13 protein-coding genes are annotated in these 16,537 nt (G+C 40.6%); 6 read left to right on the forward strand and 7 right to left on the reverse strand.

Annotated features, from left to right (window positions below; all coding sequences use genetic code 11):
- Positions 1-95: 95 nt before the first annotated feature.
- The 3 genes from C7B70_RS22805 to C7B70_RS22815 form a co-directional block, all read right to left on the reverse strand.
- Positions 96-752 (reverse strand): DUF1345 domain-containing protein, encoded by a 657-nt coding sequence (locus tag C7B70_RS22805; protein ID WP_106371236.1) that lies wholly within the window; start codon positions 750-752, stop codon positions 96-98.
- Positions 753-822: 70 nt separating this feature from the next.
- Positions 823-2,283: a site-2 protease family protein gene (locus C7B70_RS22810; RefSeq protein ID WP_106371237.1), complete on the reverse strand. Its 1,461-nt coding sequence runs from the start codon at positions 2,281-2,283 to the stop codon at positions 823-825.
- A 78-nt stretch (positions 2,284-2,361) separates the two neighbouring features.
- Positions 2,362-3,168: a bifunctional diguanylate cyclase/phosphodiesterase gene (locus C7B70_RS22815; RefSeq protein ID WP_106371238.1), complete on the reverse strand. Its 807-nt coding sequence runs from the start codon at positions 3,166-3,168 to the stop codon at positions 2,362-2,364.
- A gap of 147 nt (positions 3,169-3,315) precedes the next feature.
- Between C7B70_RS22815 and C7B70_RS22820 the strand changes: the two genes are divergently transcribed.
- The 3 genes from C7B70_RS22820 to C7B70_RS22830 are packed head-to-tail and all read left to right on the forward strand — an operon-like array spanning position 3,316 to position 6,953.
- The gene (locus C7B70_RS22820; protein WP_106371239.1) at positions 3,316-4,491 is read left to right on the forward strand and encodes an ATP-grasp domain-containing protein; all 1,176 of its coding nucleotides are present in this window, start codon (positions 3,316-3,318) and stop codon (positions 4,489-4,491) included.
- Positions 4,488-5,375 carry a CoA-binding protein gene (locus C7B70_RS22825; protein ID WP_106371240.1) on the forward strand — a complete coding sequence of 296 codons (888 nt, stop codon included), beginning with the start codon at positions 4,488-4,490 and terminating at the stop codon, positions 5,373-5,375. Before C7B70_RS22820 ends, C7B70_RS22825 begins: the two co-directional genes overlap by 4 nt.
- Positions 5,376-6,953 (forward strand): alpha/beta hydrolase, encoded by a 1,578-nt coding sequence (locus tag C7B70_RS22830; protein WP_106371241.1) that lies wholly within the window; start codon positions 5,376-5,378, stop codon positions 6,951-6,953. It begins immediately after the preceding gene.
- Positions 6,954-7,088: 135 nt separating this feature from the next.
- Here the strand turns inward: C7B70_RS22830 and C7B70_RS22835 are convergent, their stop codons facing one another.
- The 4 genes from C7B70_RS22835 to C7B70_RS22850 form a co-directional block, all read right to left on the reverse strand.
- Positions 7,089-8,681, reverse strand: a complete 1,593-nt coding sequence (locus C7B70_RS22835) for a glycosyltransferase family 39 protein (RefSeq protein ID WP_106371242.1) — start codon at positions 8,679-8,681, stop codon at positions 7,089-7,091.
- Positions 8,682-8,798: 117 nt separating this feature from the next.
- Positions 8,799-9,443, reverse strand: coding sequence for an SRPBCC family protein (locus tag C7B70_RS22840; RefSeq protein WP_106371243.1), 645 nt, complete (start codon positions 9,441-9,443; stop codon positions 8,799-8,801).
- Positions 9,444-9,460: 17 nt separating this feature from the next.
- Entirely contained in the window at positions 9,461-11,932 is a 2,472-nt protein-coding gene (locus tag C7B70_RS22845; RefSeq protein WP_106371244.1) for a type I polyketide synthase, read from the reverse strand.
- Between the two features lie 176 nt (positions 11,933-12,108).
- Entirely contained in the window at positions 12,109-13,554 is a 1,446-nt protein-coding gene (locus C7B70_RS22850; protein ID WP_106371245.1) for an NCS2 family permease, read from the reverse strand.
- A 190-nt stretch (positions 13,555-13,744) separates the two neighbouring features.
- On the opposite strand from C7B70_RS22850, the gene C7B70_RS22855 reads away from it, so the two are divergent.
- From C7B70_RS22855 to C7B70_RS22865, 3 genes are read left to right on the forward strand one after another with little or no spacing between them, the layout of a single operon-like run.
- Positions 13,745-14,758 (forward strand): YihY/virulence factor BrkB family protein, encoded by a 1,014-nt coding sequence (locus tag C7B70_RS22855; protein ID WP_106371246.1) that lies wholly within the window; start codon positions 13,745-13,747, stop codon positions 14,756-14,758.
- Between the two features lie 15 nt (positions 14,759-14,773).
- On the forward strand, positions 14,774-15,664 hold the full coding sequence (locus tag C7B70_RS22860; protein ID WP_106371247.1) for an ion channel: 891 nt from the start codon (positions 14,774-14,776) through the stop codon (positions 15,662-15,664).
- Positions 15,645-16,493, forward strand: coding sequence for a putative 2-dehydropantoate 2-reductase (locus C7B70_RS22865; protein ID WP_199192459.1), 849 nt, complete (start codon positions 15,645-15,647; stop codon positions 16,491-16,493). The genes C7B70_RS22860 and C7B70_RS22865 overlap by 20 nt, the downstream gene beginning before the upstream one ends.
- Positions 16,494-16,537 lie beyond the last annotated feature (44 nt).

The raw sequence follows: 16,537 nt of genomic DNA on the forward strand, positions 1-16,537 counted from the left end.
AGAGAGCGGGGTTAACGTTTTACAACTGGGATTGGCAAGACTTTGCCACCTACCCCACACTTCTTTAGCTCACAACCGAATAATCAAGGGTAGTTTTAGATTAAACCAGCAATAATATTGATGCTGAGTGCCAAAATAACTGTATTAAAGAAAAAAGTTAATACTCCGTGGATTAAAGCTAATCTTCTCATGCTGCGTGAAGTTGTGGCAACATCAGAAACTTGGCAAGTCATCCCAATGACATAAGAAAAGTAGAGAAAATCCCAATAATCCGGTTCTTTATCTCCGGGAAAATCTAAGCCTTCGGCATTGGTTGATGTATCACTTGCTTGATCATCGCGGTAATAAAGATGAGCGTAGTATAAAGCAAACATTGTATGAGTAAGCAACCAAGAAGTAACAACGGTCAAAACTGCCAATACTACGTGTAGCGTTAATATCAACGGAGAGATATCTTTAGTCCCTTTGAGCATAAACCCAATAGCAAGCAGACTAGCACAAGCTGCGGCAACTACTAAAGTGAGGATTGTAAAACGGCTATCATCTTGGCGTTGGGCGCTACGGCGCATTTTTTGAGGGGTAGCGCTATCGATCGTTACAAAAGCTAAAATTAAAAAACAAATAGCACCTACCTCCCAAGCCAGGATCAGTCGGGTTGGTAGTAACAGTCGATTTGAGAGGAGAAAATATGTTAATACCGAAGTTCCTATAAAAGTTAAAAGCCGGGGTCGTGCATCAAAGTGATTTAACATCTTGATTAATGTAAAGTTAGCGATCGCCCTAACCCACGATCAAGGGTGTCAGATATCTAAAGCTCTCGAACTATCCACCAATGCCCAAACGCCCCGCCAAGGCTGGAGTTAGCGGCAAAAGCACAGAAATCATTAAAAATAAAGCAACTAAGCCTAAAGCCGCTCTAGTGTCGTCTGGCTCAGTGAGTTCGTTAAGGCTGGGACGCTCTAATTCACGCTGTAAAAACAAAATTGCGATCGCCCAATACATTGCGACAGGGTTTGCCAACGATGCGACGGCTAAGATAATTAAAGTGGCAACAGTAGCCCGTCCTGCGGTCTTGCGTCCGTAAATGGCTTGCACAACCCTTCCTCCATCCAACACCCCCGCAGGCATCAAATTTAGGGCGGTAATGACCAAACCCAACCAGCCAATCACCGTCAATGGATTTACGTCAACTAAACTATTGTGGAGATTAGTACCGATAATTACCCGTGCTAAAACTCCTACTAAAATTGAGCCGCGAAAAAACTCTGTGGGAACTTGAAACAAACTGCCAGAGTGGGATAGTAATAAACCAACAATTAGCAGCAATAAAGAGAGTAAACCCCCCGCCGCCGGCCCAGCAAAAGCAATATCAAACAAAGCTTTGCGACTGGGTACTAAAGACGCAAACCGGGTAATAGCGCCAAAAGCACCTAGTTGCAGAGTTGGTAAGAAAAAGGGCGGACTCAATTTAACTTGATAACGTCGCGCTACAAAATAATGAGCAAGTTCGTGAGCGGCTAAAACTGCGATAATACCAATACCAATCGGTAAAACTTCTCTAAAGCGCTCTAAATGACTAAAAAAATAAAAACCTAGTAATATCCCCGCCGTTTCAAAGATCGTGGCGATTGTGGCAATTCCTAGAGTAACAGCCAAAATATACTGACTTACTGTTACTGGGCGCACATCCGCACTAGCGGGAAGGATGATTACTACAGGTTTAGAGTCTAGATTATCTACCAAAAATAGCCGATAGGAATCCCCTAATTTTTCCTGCAAGTTGGCTGTCAGCTTTTTATGTACCGCTTCTGGCTCCCCGCGCAAGTTGCCTTTAGCAATTACACCTTCTTGATAGGGGACAGTTTCTACAGCAAAATAGGTATCAATACTAAAAATCCCTTTAATTGCCAGCATATCTTCTGAGGGAATCGGGACAACCGTTTGCTCTGGAGGTTTACTTGGCTTGGTGGGATTTGCGGCGATTTTTTGCTCAACCAGGCTAGGTTTAATTTGGGCTTTTTGAATTCTCAGCCGATTTTCTATCGCTATATAAGCTACTACCGCAGCGACAACCAAAAATAGAATACCCACAAAACTTATAGAAATACCTGCGGCAAATAAGCCAAAAAATAATACCACTGGAGCAATTAAGATTACCGACTGCAACCAAGTTAAAACTCCTAGCTTACCCAAAGGTTTAGCGCGATAAAATCCCCAGCCTAATATAGCGCAAGCTACTAAGACAACGGAGGCGATCGCAGAGGTTTGTGATGCTGTATACATTTTTCAATCAAACTATTTTTGCGCGTAGCCTATAAGTTTACCGTACCTGACGCTTGGCTATCTAAAACATTGTCAACGCTACCCTTGAGACTGTGCAGCTAATAAATCCTCAATTGCTTTGTTATCTACAGGTTTAGAGAAAAAATATCCCTGTCCGTATTCAAATTTTAGCGCTCTAAGTTTTGCCAGTTGCCGTTGAGTTTCTATACCTTCGGCAACTACCTTCATACCCATATTCTCAGCTAGAGCTAGGATAGTTTGGATAATTTCAACTTTAGAATTACGATCATCATTGCTACTCATACCCATGACGAAAGAATGGTCAATTTTTAAGATATCTATGGGGAAACGGTGCAGATAACTAAGGGATGAATAGCCTGTACCAAAGTCATCTAGACACAAAATTAGTCCTAAAGCTTTCAATTGCTTCAGAGTTTGGTCGATTGCTTGACTATTTTCTACAAGTACACTTTCGGTAAGCTCTAAGTGTATATGCTTTGGTTGTAAGTCATATCCATTGAGGATGTCTTTAATCGATTCAACTATATTGGTTTGCGCGAATTGTTTGCTAGAAAAATTTATGCTCATAGTTATTTCTGCACTAGGAAACTGCAATTGCCACAAATGCAACTGCTTACACGCCTCGCGGATTACCCACTCTCCTAAAGGAATAATTAGCCCGGTTTCTTCAGCTACGGGAATAAACTTTGTGGGCGAAACAAAGCCCAAATCCGGATGTTCCCAGCGTAATAAAGCTTCAAATCCAGTAATTTTCGCAGTTTTGAGCAACACAATCGGTTGATAATAAATTTGTAACTCTTGATTTTCTATAGCCTTGCGCAAGTCTGTTTCTAGCTGCAAAGCCCCCATAGCTTGAGAGGGCATATTGTATCAAAAACTTCATGTCTTGCCTTGCCTTGGGATTTGGCATAATACATAGCTGTAAAAGAAATGATTTTATTTTTTGACCAGAAGAAATGAAAAATTAAGCGATAGGCTGTAGGGTAGGGGAGTTGCGACTAAAAGCACTAGATGGATTTATTAGAGTACCAAGCTAAAGAATGGTTCCGGGAAACGGGCATTCCAGTATTGCCATCTCAAAGAATTGACAAAATTGGCGACCTTAAAGGGTTGAAAATTCCCTATCCAGTAGTAATTAAGTCTCAAGTACGCACGGGTGGACGCGGACGCGCGGGGGGAGTACGGATTGTGACAAATACTATAGATGCGATCGCGGCGGCGCAAACTATATTTCATCTCCCAATCTTAGGTGAAGTCCCCGAAGTGCTACTAGCAGAAGCAAAATACAATGCAGACAGAGAATTTTACTTAGCCGTAGTATTAGATAGCAATACTCGCAGACCTGTATTATTGGGTTCTCCTCAAGGTGGTGTTGATGTAGAATCCTCAGAAGAATTACTCCAACAAGTAGTAGTAGAGCGAGAATTTTCGCCTTTTTATGCCCGTAAGTTGAGCGTCAAAATGGGGCTAAAAGGAGCTTTAATTGGGTCAGTTAGTGATGTTGTAGAGAAGATGTATCGGCTATTTTGGCAAAAAGACTTAGATTTAGTGGAGATAAACCCCCTAGGTGTGAGCGCTACGGGGGAAGTAATGGCGCTAGATGGCAAAGTAACCGTCAATAGCCGCGCGATCGCTCGTCACGCGGACATTAGTTTAATGGCGCAAAAAATGGCAAATCGTGCCAATAGTCAAAACTACTTCGATATTTTGGGTAATGCCGATTTAGTAGATCGAGCAGGCAATATTGGGATTTTGGGCAATGGTGCGGGGCTTGTGATGGCAACATTGGATCTTGTTAGTGATGGGGGGGGAAAGGTCAAAACTTGCCTAAATATCGGTCATGGCAGCAATTTAGACCCAACTAAGCCTAGTTTTAGCGATCGCCTAGAGCAAGGTTTAGACCTATTGGTGCGCGACAAAAATATTCAAGTTGTCCTCGTCAACATCCTTGGGAGCGTTCTTAAAGGAGTAAAAGTAGCAGAATCTATTAGTAAGTTTGGGGAAGATCGGATGCCAAAGACCCGCAATGCTGCTTATCCCCGCTTAATTGTGCGTTTTGCTGGTTCTGAGCTAGACTCAGCCCAAGCACAACTTGCGCCAGTAGCAATTCCTTTAATTGAAAATTTAGATGAAGCTGTTTTGCAAACTATCCGTCAAGCTAAGTCTTCTCCGGCTAAAAAGTTATGAATTTACAGCCAGACAGTAAAATTTTGTTTCAAGGCATCACCGCCGAACTTTCTGCAACTCACGGGGTACAAATGAAAGTTTACGGTACAAAAGTAGTGGCGGGAGTCAACCCCGGTTTGGGCGGACAAACCTTTGATGATATTCCTGTATTTGACCTCGTAGAACAAGCCTTAGCTGAAGTGGGATCAATTGATACTACTTTAATTTTTGTCCCGGCTTACCAGGCTTTAGACGCGGCTTTGGAGGCAATATCGGCAGGAATTAAACAAATTATTATTGTCTCCTCTGGAATGCCGCCTTTAGATATGGTGCATCTGTTACGGAAAGCTGAAGCTACCGAAACTATTATTGTTGGGCCCAATAGCCCCGGAATTATCGTACCGGGAAAATTACTTTTAGGGACGCATAGAAGCGAGTTTTATATTCCTGGAGCGGTGGGAATAGTGAGCCGTAGCAGTACCTTAACCTACGAAATTGCTTTGGAACTGACTAAGGCAGGATTGGGGCAGTCTATGGCGGTAAGTATTGGCGGTGATGCGATTGCCGGATCTTCGTTTTTGCAATGGCTGCAAATGTTTGATGCTGACGACGCAACAGAAGTAATTGTTTTAGTCGGCGAACTTGGTGGGAATAGCGAAGAAGCCGCCGCTCATTACATTGCTGAAACTATCAACAAACCTGTAATTGCTTACATTGCAGGCAGACAAGCCCCCGCCGGAAGACATTGGGGACATACAGGAACTTTAGCCGCCGTTGTGGGTAGAGGTGTAAATGTAGGTACAGTACAAAGCAAATTAGCTGCTTTAAAGTCTGCTAAGATTCCGATTGCGGAAAAACCTTCCCAAATTCCCGATCTAGTCAAAAAAGCTCTGAAAAAAACGTAAATGATGAGACTTCGAGTTTTGGCGTTAGGGATTATTTCTAGTATCTTGACTGCTTTACCTGTTAGCGCCGCCCAACGAGTTTATATTAATTACGGTACTTTGGGCGTTTCATTTTCTGTTGATGCTTTAGAAACTTTTGCCCAGCAAGGGAAAATAGATCGCCAATTAAGTTTTGTTCTCAATCGTTTAAATCCAAAACAGCAAACTCAATTACGGGCTTTTTTGCAGACACGCTACAACCTTAAGCCTGTAACGATTTCTAGAGTTAGCTACTCTATTACTGGAGAGCGGTTGTTAAAGCGGTTTGGATTGGTAATTAAAACTAAAAGTGGTCAAAATGGGTTTTACGGGATTAGGGCGGCGATAGTTCAGTCGGCGGCTTCTCCTGAAGGATTTACAGCCCTTAATTTTTTGCGAAAGTTTCCCACAGATATCCAAATTGATATTGGGGAAGTTCTCAAGTTTACTCGCCAAATTTCTAAGTTGCTTAAAGATACCGATACTTTAGTTTCCCAGCTTGGCGAACAATCTATTACAGATAACAAAACTAATTACGCTCGCATACCAGACTTGAGAAAACTGGGCAATTATAGTGTTTCTAGGCGCACAATCAATTTACACGACTCAAAACGCGATCGCGCCATTGTTGTAGATTTATATGTACCCGCAGCTTTTCACAAGTCCCAAGTTCCGGTAATTACGATTTCTAATGGTTTAGGCGGACAGCGCGATCGTTTTATACTATTAGCTCAACATCTAGCTTCTCAAGGCTTTTTAGTTGTTGTTCCCGATCATCCTGGTAGTAGCGATCTTAGGCAAAAACAATTTTTTGCTGGATTATACAAAGAAAACTTTGATGCTGAAGAATATATCAATCGTCCTTTAGATATAACTTTTGTTTTAAATGAGTTAGAAAAGCTTAATTCTATTGAGTTTGATAACAAGTTAAACTTGCAACAAGTTGGAATGTTTGGTTATTCTTTTGGCGGAACTACAGCTTTATCTTTAGCTGGTGCTGAACTTGATTTTGCTCAACTAGAAAAAGATTGTAGTTTTCCGATTAATGTTGTAAATATTTCAATTTTGTATCAATGTCGAGCTTTAGAATTACCAAGACAAAGAGTTAATTTACAAGACAATAGAATTAAGGCGGCATTTGTATTTGTTCCCTTTACTAATAGCCTATTTGGAAAAAATGGTTTAAGCCGTGTCAACATTCCTATTTTTTGGCAAGCTACCGACGAAGATATTGTTACACCATTCTTATTAGAACAATTGCCAGCTTTTAATCGGTTAACTTCGCAGAAGTATTTAGTAGTATCTGAAAACCTCCCTCACACCCGCGTTACTATTCAGCTAATGGACAAACTATTAAATACAAATAGAGCCGCATCTTCAGAGGAATTAAGATTAGTAGCGCAAAGTTATCTTGAGGCGCTAACAGTAGGATTTTTTAAGTTTTACATAGCTCAAGATCCCGAATACAGTAAATATTTGCAATCTTCTTATACTCAATACATTACTAAAAAACCGTATAATTTGAAGTTTGTAAAATTTAATAAATCAAATAATAATTAGATTTACTGCAAAAAATATTTAGAAAAGTTAACGAATTATCCGCCAATAACTGCTATTTTAGCATTATCTTTAAAAAGATATTCTCCCCTTAAAAAGGAGGGATTATAAGGAGAGCAAATTATCAATTCATACCTTTTACAAGCAATTATTGTTTAAACCTTTAACTGTCCACAGTGTAAGTGCTATTTCATCGGAGGTAAGCAGATTAGGTTTATAAACTTGCTTTAGTTTAAATTGTTGAGTAAGCTGACTTTGCCAAATGGTTGAAGGATTAAATAAAAATACATTTTCGCAGCTATTAATTAATTGGCTCAAATTTATTTGGGGCAAAAACTGAATTTTTATCGTTGCTTCCAACTGGTAACTAAGAGATATTATGTCTAAAGTTTCCTTGGTTTCAGCAATTAAAACTGGAGCTTTAGCTTGGTTCAAAGTAGCAGCTATAGGAATATTATATATGTTTCGAGTTTTTTGATACTTAGGAGAAGTATTGAGAATAAAAATACAAGACATTATTTCTATCGAAATTAGAGTAATTAAGATTGTTCTCCAAAAAAATTGTTTATTTAATAACTTATTTGCTAAAAAATAAGCAAGAGTTAACAATATTCCTAGCTGACAAGGAACTATATATCTAGGAGCAGTAGAAGTTTTTGAATCAAAGATTAAATCAACTAATATAAAAAGCAAAGTAGGAACTATCGTTGAAGTTAAAATAAATAGCTTAACTGCTCTTGGAGCTTGATTCAATAAAAAATAAAAAGCCCAAATGATTAAAGCAAATAAACTTAAATCAGTAACAATTCTAGTAATAATAATTGCATCGAAACCTTTATAAATAGGCGATTCTACAAACACAATGGCAATGCTATAAATCCAAATAACTATTTTAATTGGTAGAGAAATAGGTACACGCATCCAAGTTGTATTATCTTGAAACCTTTGCCAATTGTAAAAAATTATAAAAAGCCAAGGCAAAAAACTAATTATTCCTAGAGTAAATGCTAATAAATATCTCTTAACTGTTTTTGTAAGATTGAATTTTTCTAAAAAAATTATATAAATACTTTGTCCGATAGCAACAAATATAGAAAATAAAGAAGTATAAAAACTAATGGTTAAACTAACTGTATATAAAAGCCAACTTTGTTTATTCTTAAGCCGGATAGCCCGTAAAAGAGCAATATTTGAACTTAAAATAGTAACTATCCATAAACTGTAAGGACGTGCTTCTTGAGAATAAGCTACATAAAAGGGAGAAACTGCAAAAAGTGCCACTGCAACCCAACTTACTAAAGGTGTTTTAAATAACTCCTGACATAACCAATAAACGCAGGGAATCGCTAATAAACCAAAAACAACTGACAAACTTCTAGTTGCAACAACTGAGCTACCAAACCTTTGCACCCAAAACCTAGTTAATATAAAATAAAGTGGTGAATGTTCAGGACTTTTGATTAAAGCTTTAATAGTAGCAGTTAAATCTTTTTGAACAGTCAATTTTTGATACTGTTGTAAATCTTTTACGGTAATAAGTTTCAAATTAAAAAGGTTTTGAGTAACTTCTTGTTTTGTATAACCAGAAACTCGAATAGAAGTAGCAACTTCATCTACCCAGTAAACTTTATTTTCAATGTTAGTAATTCTAAAAAATATACCTAAGAAAATAATGATTATGAATAAAAGAAACCAGGTTTTAGGAATAGCTTTAATATTTAGTCGCAACATTTGTTTGGGAATTTCCCAATAACATAGATAATTGAATTGGTTTAGAATCTGGTATTACATAAAAAAATAACAACACTAAATAATGTTGTTATTACACGAACGATGTTCAAAAAAATCTTATTTTTTGAGCGATCGCTTTTCAACTTCTTTCTTCAAAGCTACCATTGTATTTTCTAAAGTATTTTTATATACACTATAGAATACACCACGAGCAGCAATAGCACCGGGATCGGCGTTGACTTGGTGAATAATCAAAACTTGATTGGAGGGTGCGCCAGGATAAGGTGAAACTGGCTCTATTCGCCACGAACCTTGTAGAGACTTCAAATCGCCTTCGACAAGACTAAAAGCAATTTGTTTAGGGTAAGTTTCTTTAACAGCAATTCGTACGCGAGCTTTTTTTGTGAGCGCAAAAGCGCGAAAAATTTGGATTTGCTCAAAAACTTTGCGATCGCGATTATTTTGAATTAGCTTGCTACTAACTACATTAGGCAAAAAACGGTAGAAATTATTGTAGTCGGTTAATACTTGCCAAGCTGTAGCAGGGGTTGCTTTTACTAATACCTTACCTATATATTTGCCGTTACTTCCTGTAACCAAACTTTTCCCTTGACGTAAGGCTACGCGCTCCGTAGCGGGGAGACGGTCGAGGGCGCTATTAAATAACTCGGCTTTTGCGGGAATTGCAGCTAATGATATATTAAGAGCCGCAACTATCCCAACCGTAAATAAACGGTCGTATTTCTGTAGACTTGTAGCCATAATTATTTTATTAATGTTTACTCAAACCAATAACGCTGTCTTTGAAAAGGGTAGGTAGGCAATACTACCAAGCGACGAAGATAATCTCGGTCAAAACCTGACCAGTTTACCGCTACCCCTTGTAAGTATAGTTCCCCCAAACAGTGCAAAAATTGACTGTAGCCTGCACTTTCTTGACGCAAATTCGATAATAAATCGCCTTCAGTATTTGTATTCAAAATAGCAGGTCGGGGACTAATTTCTAAACAGATTTCGTAACCAGACGATGCCATTTGTAACCTTTGTGCAAACAACTTCCCCGTTAGTGACGGATGACGACACCAATACTGATAAGTTGCCACGTCTCCAGCAAAACGGGTAATAAATTGAATTTTGGGCGCAGAATAACTGATTTTTTTGGCTACTTCCGTTAATAAACCTTCCTCCACATTAGTTAATAACTGCCGATCTTGCGCCGCCATCAACTTCAAGCCATCTTCTAGGCTAAATATTCCCGCCACACACGCAGCAACATATTCGCCCACTTCATCACCCGTAACAGCGCCTGGTTGTATACCCCAAGAAATCCATAACTGGGATAAAGCATACGCAAAGGCAAATAAAGCACTTTTGGCGTAGCTAGGTTGGTTAAGTAAGGCGGATTCTTTGGGAGTGGGGTATAAAATTTCTAGCAATGGTACATCTATATAGTTAGTTAAAATTTCTGCACATTGGTCAATTGCTTGCCGAAAAGTCGGCTGAGTTTGGTAAAGCTGGTGTCCCATCTCTGCATCTTGACAACCAAAATCTGTAAAGATAAAGGCTAGTTTCTTCGTACTACTATCTTTTATTTGTCCAAGGTGTAATGTAACTTCTTTCTCTGCAACAAAATCCGCTAGTTGTGCGCCAAGCTGGGTAATTGAGGAAGTTACAATATATTGGCGATAATTAAAGTGCGATCGCCCAACGTTAGCAGTAAAGCAAATATCGCCGATATCTGCGATCGTAGTAGCTAAGTAATCTTGATAACGAGTAGCCAACTCTATGAGCGCGCTTTGAGTCTTTGCCGATAGAGTAAATATATGTAAGGGGCGGACTAATTGGGCTAACTTCCGCTCTACTTGTGGCGCTTCAGCTACTACTACGTGGGCATTTGTGCCGCTAAAGCCAAAGGAACTTACTCCGGCGATACGTTGCTGTTGTCCCCTAGTCCAAGGAGTACCAGTTGCGACTTTTATCGGCAATTGCTCCCAGTCAATATGCGGGTTAGGTTGTTGTAAATGTAGATGTGGTGGAATTTCCTGTTGTTGCAGCGCCATTACAACTTTAATTAAACTAGCAATTCCGGCGGCAGCCTCTAAGTGACCGATATTTGTTTTTACTGATCCAATAATTAGCGGCGGTGCGGTGCTTCTTTGTCCAAATACCTCGCCCAAAGCTCCTACCTCAATCGGATCGCCTAAAGCTGTACCTGTACCGTGAGTTTCTAAATAACTTACTTGGTGAGGTTCAATTTTACTACGTTCTAAAGCTTGGCGAATAACCGCTTGTTGAGCGGGCCCATTGGGAACGGTTAGCCCACTGCTGCGCCCATCGTGGTTGACGGCTGAACCAAGAATTATCGCCAAAATGTTGTTTCCATCGGCTATAGCATCGCTCAGACGCTTGAGAACGATCGCCCCACACCCTTCCGCCCGAACAAAGCCATCGGCGGCAGCATCAAAGGTTTTGCAATATTGTCCGGGGGTGAGCATTCGGGCTTTAGAAAAATTGATACTAACTTCGGGTAATAAAATTCGATTTACCCCAGAAGCGATCGCTAAATCGCACTCACGATTTCGCAAACTGCTGATCGCCAAATGCACCGCCACCAAAGACGACGAGCAAGCAGTATCTACCGACATACTTGGGCCCGTCAACCCCAAAATATAAGATAAGCGTCCCGAAGCCATGCTGTGAGCATTGCCTGTAGCTAAATAAGCATCAATTTTTGGGGTATTTTTAGTTAGCAATCGATGCCAATAATCGTTACCGCAAATACCGACAAATACTCCCGTTTGACTACCTGTTAGCCGATCTTGAGCAATACCCGCTCGTTCTAAAGCTTCCCAGCTTACTTCTAAAAGTAAACGTTGTTGAGGATCAAGGCTAATCGCTTCACGGGGAGAAATGCGGAAAAATTGCGCGTCAAAATCTTGTAAGTGAGGCACAAAACCACCGTAGCGGCTGTACATTTTCCCTGGAGTATTTGCCTCTGAGTCGTAATAAGCGTCGTTGTCCCATCTATCGGCGGGAACTTCAGTAATTGCGCTTTTACCGTCAATTAATAGCTGCCAAAAATCTTCCGGGCGATCGCACAATTGCGGAAATCGACAACCTATACCGACAATAGCGATTGGTTCATTTTTTGCCTTTTCCCAAGCTTCTAGCTTGGACTGCATTTGTTTAAGTGCTAGTAAGGCGCGTTTAGTCGGAGATAAATCTGATCCCGGTTCAAATTGATTGCTCATTTATCTATATGGTCGCGGTATTTTGGAATTTGCGCGATCGCCGAGCTTTTAAATAAACTATATCTTAATCAATAGTGCAGATTATTTTCTCAACCTCCTCTGACTTTTATGGGGACTATTGCTCATTCTCAATTGTTGCTTTGTAAGACAAGGGTTTTAACTTTCCTCTAAAATAATTAGTCAAAACGCAACGTCATAAAGACAAACCTAGCAACAAAAACTCCGGCAATAACCCAAGTACCTAACGATACTTCATGACCTTTACCTTGAAAAGCTTTAACCAATGGATAAGCAATAAACCCGATCGCTAATCCTTCCGCAATCGAATAAGTAAGCGGAATCATAAACATAGTTAAAAATGCCGGAATAGCTTCTGATAAATCATTCCAGCGAATTTCTGTAACTTGGGAAAGCATCATTGCACCCACGATTACTAATGTCGGCGTAGTTGCAAAAGCTGGGATAGCTTGAAAAACTGGGATAAAAAATAAAGATAGTAAAAATAATAGTCCCACAATAACGGCTGTAAATCCAGTCCGTCCGCCTTCAAGTACACCGGAAATAGATTCTACATAAGCTGTGACGCTAGAAGTGCCAAATAATGGTCCGACAGTAGTTGCGATCGCATCTGCCATTAAAGCTTGATTAGCGCGGGGTAATTCTCCATCTTCGCCAATATAACCCGCGCGCATTCCTACCCCTGTTAGCGTCCCTACCGCGTCAAAAATATCTACAAACAAAAATACAAATAACACTGCCAACCAATCAACAATATTATTAGCGTTAAGTCCTGATAGCCCAGTAATTGCCTGTCCAAATAAGTCTTTGGGCAATTGAGGTAAAGCAAAAATCCCTTGTGGTGGAGTTGCAACGCCCAAAATCCAAGCAAGTACGGCGGTGGCAAAAATCCCTAATAGTAATGCTCCTCTAACGCTCCGCACTACAAACGCAGAGGTAATTACTAGCCCCGCTACAGCCATTAAAGTAGCTGGTTGACTCAAACTGCCAAAAGCGGTTTTAGTAGCTTCGTTGGCGACAATTAGCCCCGCGCCGCCAGTGGTGGGATCTCCCGACAGTCCAATATAGGCAATAAATAAGCCAATTCCCGCCGCCGTTGAGTGTTTGATTGTGTTGGGAATAGTTCTAATGAGCAGGCGGCGCACATCTGTAAAAGTTAACGCAATGAATATTAGCCCTTGGACGAACACGCAAGATAAAGCTAATCTCCAATCAATTTTTAGCCCGATAACTACCGAAAAAGCAAAGAATGCGTTGGTTCCCATCCCAGGAGCTAAACCAAAGGGATAGTTGGCAAATAAGCCCATACAGAGTGTTCCTACGGCAGAGGCGATCGCAGTGGCTACAGCTAATTGCGAAAATAAGTCCCCTTGTCTCTCCAGAAAAATAGCGTTTGACAAAATAATCGGATTCACAACTAAGATGTAGCCCATAGTCATGAAAGTAGTTATCCCTGCTAAAATTTCAGTTTTAAAGTTGGTTTTGTAATAGTCAAATTGAAAATAACGGGCGATGACTTTGAGCCAATCTGTGTAAGGTTCTGGGGGACTTGAACCGGGAGTTTTATTTTGCTTGTCAACGCTACTGCTAGGCATTGTGTTCATGCTCGTTGCTCTAAATACAGGTAGTATTTTAAGTTCTTTCTTTGCAGCTTTCTGTAATGTTTGGAGCAGTTGCGTTTTTTGCTAACTCTTGCAAATTTAAACCTGCTATATTTCCTGCTAAAAGGGCATTACAGAAATAGCAGCTAAGTTTAATATCTAAGGGTGCGCCCTAAATTAAGGAGAATTGGGAGTGAAGTTAAAAACAATATTTACTCTGCTTAAAGAAACCGTTGACGAATGGAATAAAGATAAAGCTTCACGATTAGCCGCCGCCTTAGCTTATTACACCGTTTTTTCGCTTTCGCCATTGCTAATTATTGCGATCGCCATTGCAGGGGCAATATTTGGCGAAGAAGCCGCTAGAGGCGAAATTGTCGGACAAATTCAAGGCTTAGTTGGTAAAGATGGCGCTGAATTTATCCAAACAGCGATTGAAAGCGCCGCTAAACCCACTGAAGGCGGCGGTTTTGCCTCGGCTATTAGTGTTGTGGTGCTGCTGTTTGGCGCGTCGGGGGTGTTTTCGCAACTGCAAGATGCGCTTAATACTATTTGGGAAGTCCAACCCGATCCAAAAGCGGGTGCTGGGGGTTTTATCCGCGCTCGTTTTCTAGCTTTTTCGATGGTGCTAGGAATTGGTTTTTTACTCTTAGTTTCTCTTTTACTTAGTGCGGGTTTGTCAGGAGTTATAGGTTATTTAGGTCATTTGTTCCCCGTACTTGCTTCGCTGTTACAGGTGGCGAATTTTGTTTTAGGTTTTATCGTTACAACGGTACTATTTGGACTAATCTACAAATTTTTGCCCGATGTCAAAATTACTTGGAGCGATGTTTTAATTGGCGCAGCGATGACTTCTCTGCTATTTTCTATCGGTAGGTATGGCTTAGGTTTGTATTTAGGTAATAGTAGCTTTGGTTCGACTTACGGCGCTGCTGGTTCGCTGGTAATTATCTTAGCTTGGGTATATTATGCGGCGCAGATTTTGTTTTTTGGGGCAGAATTTACGCAAGTTTACGCCCGCAGATATGGATCGCAAATTGTCCCCGATAAAAATGCTATACCGATAGCTGGAAGCGATCGCGCCCAGCAAGGTATGAAACCAAACACTACAAGTCGCCCGGCTAAAAGTAAGTCTGCATCCCCTAACTTTGTCAAGAATCTAGTTAGGCGCTTTACCAAACGTAAAAGCAAGAATCGACGACCTTAAGCACTAAATACTTTTATGAAAAAAAAGCGTCGAACTTCTGCCAATATTGTGCATTTTGTCAAGCTGAATGGACGGTTGAATATAGAAGGGTTAGGAAAATGGTACAACTACTGGAATGATCCATACCATTTACTACTGACGATTCCTTGGGCAGGTTTTCTAACATTAATTTGCGTCGGTTATCTTCTTGCTAATGCTCTATTTGCTTTAGCTTATGTAGCCGGGGGCGATGGAATTGAAAATGCGCGTCCAGGAAACTTCGCCGATGCCTTCTTTTTCAGCGTCCAAACTATGGCATCGATTGGTTACGGTGCAATGTATCCCAAAACAACCTATGCTCATTTGTTAGTTACGGCGGAATCCTTGGTAGGTTTGTTTGGCGTGACTATGGCAACAGGTTTGATGTTTGCGCGATTTGCAAGACCCAATGCTAGAGTAATTTTTAGTCAGGTGGCGGTAATTGCACCTTTTGAAGGCGTACCAACTTTAATGTTTCGCACTGCTAATCAGCGCCGCAACTTGATTTTAGAAGCATCTCTGCGTGTTAGTTTAGCTAGAGATGAAATAACCGCCGAAGGGGATTTTATCCGCCGTATTTACGATTTAACGCTGCTTCGTAGTCAAAACCCTAGTTTTTCCCTCTCCTGGACTGCCTTACACCCTATAGACGATCGCAGCCCTCTATACGGAGTTACTCCACTGTCACTGATGGAGGATGAAACGACTATTTTAGTTACCCTGACAGGATTAGATGAAACTGTAGGACAAAGTATTTACGCTCATCATACTTTTGCCAGCCGAGACATTCTCTGGAATATGCGTTTTGTTGATATCTTGGTTTGGAAGCCTAATGGCGATCGCTATATTGACTACAGCCACTTTCACGATGTCAAACCTTTACAATAATCGGTTAACTTATGCCATTTTAGGTACGGGGGCGTTGGGTGGCTACTACGGCGCTTGTCTGCAACGAGCGGGTCACGACGTACATTTCTTGCTGCATAACGACTATGATCGCTTTAAGGAGCATGGGTTAGTTATTGAGTCCCCCGGTGATAACTTTAATTTGCCCCGCGTTCATGCCTACAACAGCGCCGCTACAATGCCTAAATGCGATGTGGTAGTTGTGGCTTTAAAAACAACGCAAAATCATTTATTACTTCAACTTTTGCCCCCAGTAGTTAAAAATGATGGGATAGTATTAGTTTTGCAAAACGGGCTAGGAATAGAGTCAGAAGTTGCCCAAATCGTTGGTAATTCTAGGGTAATGGGTGGATTATGCTTTCTTTGCTCTAATAAAATAGGTGCGGGGCATATTCGTCATTTAGACTACAAGGAAATTAAGCTAGGCGAATATAATCCTAATTATCAACCTGGTGGTATTTCTGACCGAATGCGGAATATTGGCGCTGATTTTGAAAAAGCGGGGATTCCGATTAAACTAGCAGAAGATTTGTTACTCGCAAGATGGCAAAAATTAGTTTGGAATATACCTTACAACGGGCTTTCGGTGATTTTGAATGCGACAACTAATGAGCTAATGACAGATGCTAGTACATTGATTTTAGTTAAAGAATTGATGGATGAAGTGGTTACAGGCGCGAAAATGTGCGATCGCACTATTCCCAATAGTTTTGTTGCCGAAATGCTCGACCATACTGCTAAAATGAAGCCCTACCGCACTAGCATGAAAATCGATTATGAGTGCGATTCGTTGGTTAGTGAATCACGGTAAACAGTCCGTACATAACTAACCCAGCCAAGACTACCAAGTCTAGC

Origin of the sequence: Chlorogloea sp. CCALA 695, from assembly GCF_003003885.1 — a bacterium.
Classification (GTDB): Bacteria; Cyanobacteriota; Cyanobacteriia; order Cyanobacteriales; family Chroococcidiopsidaceae; genus Aliterella.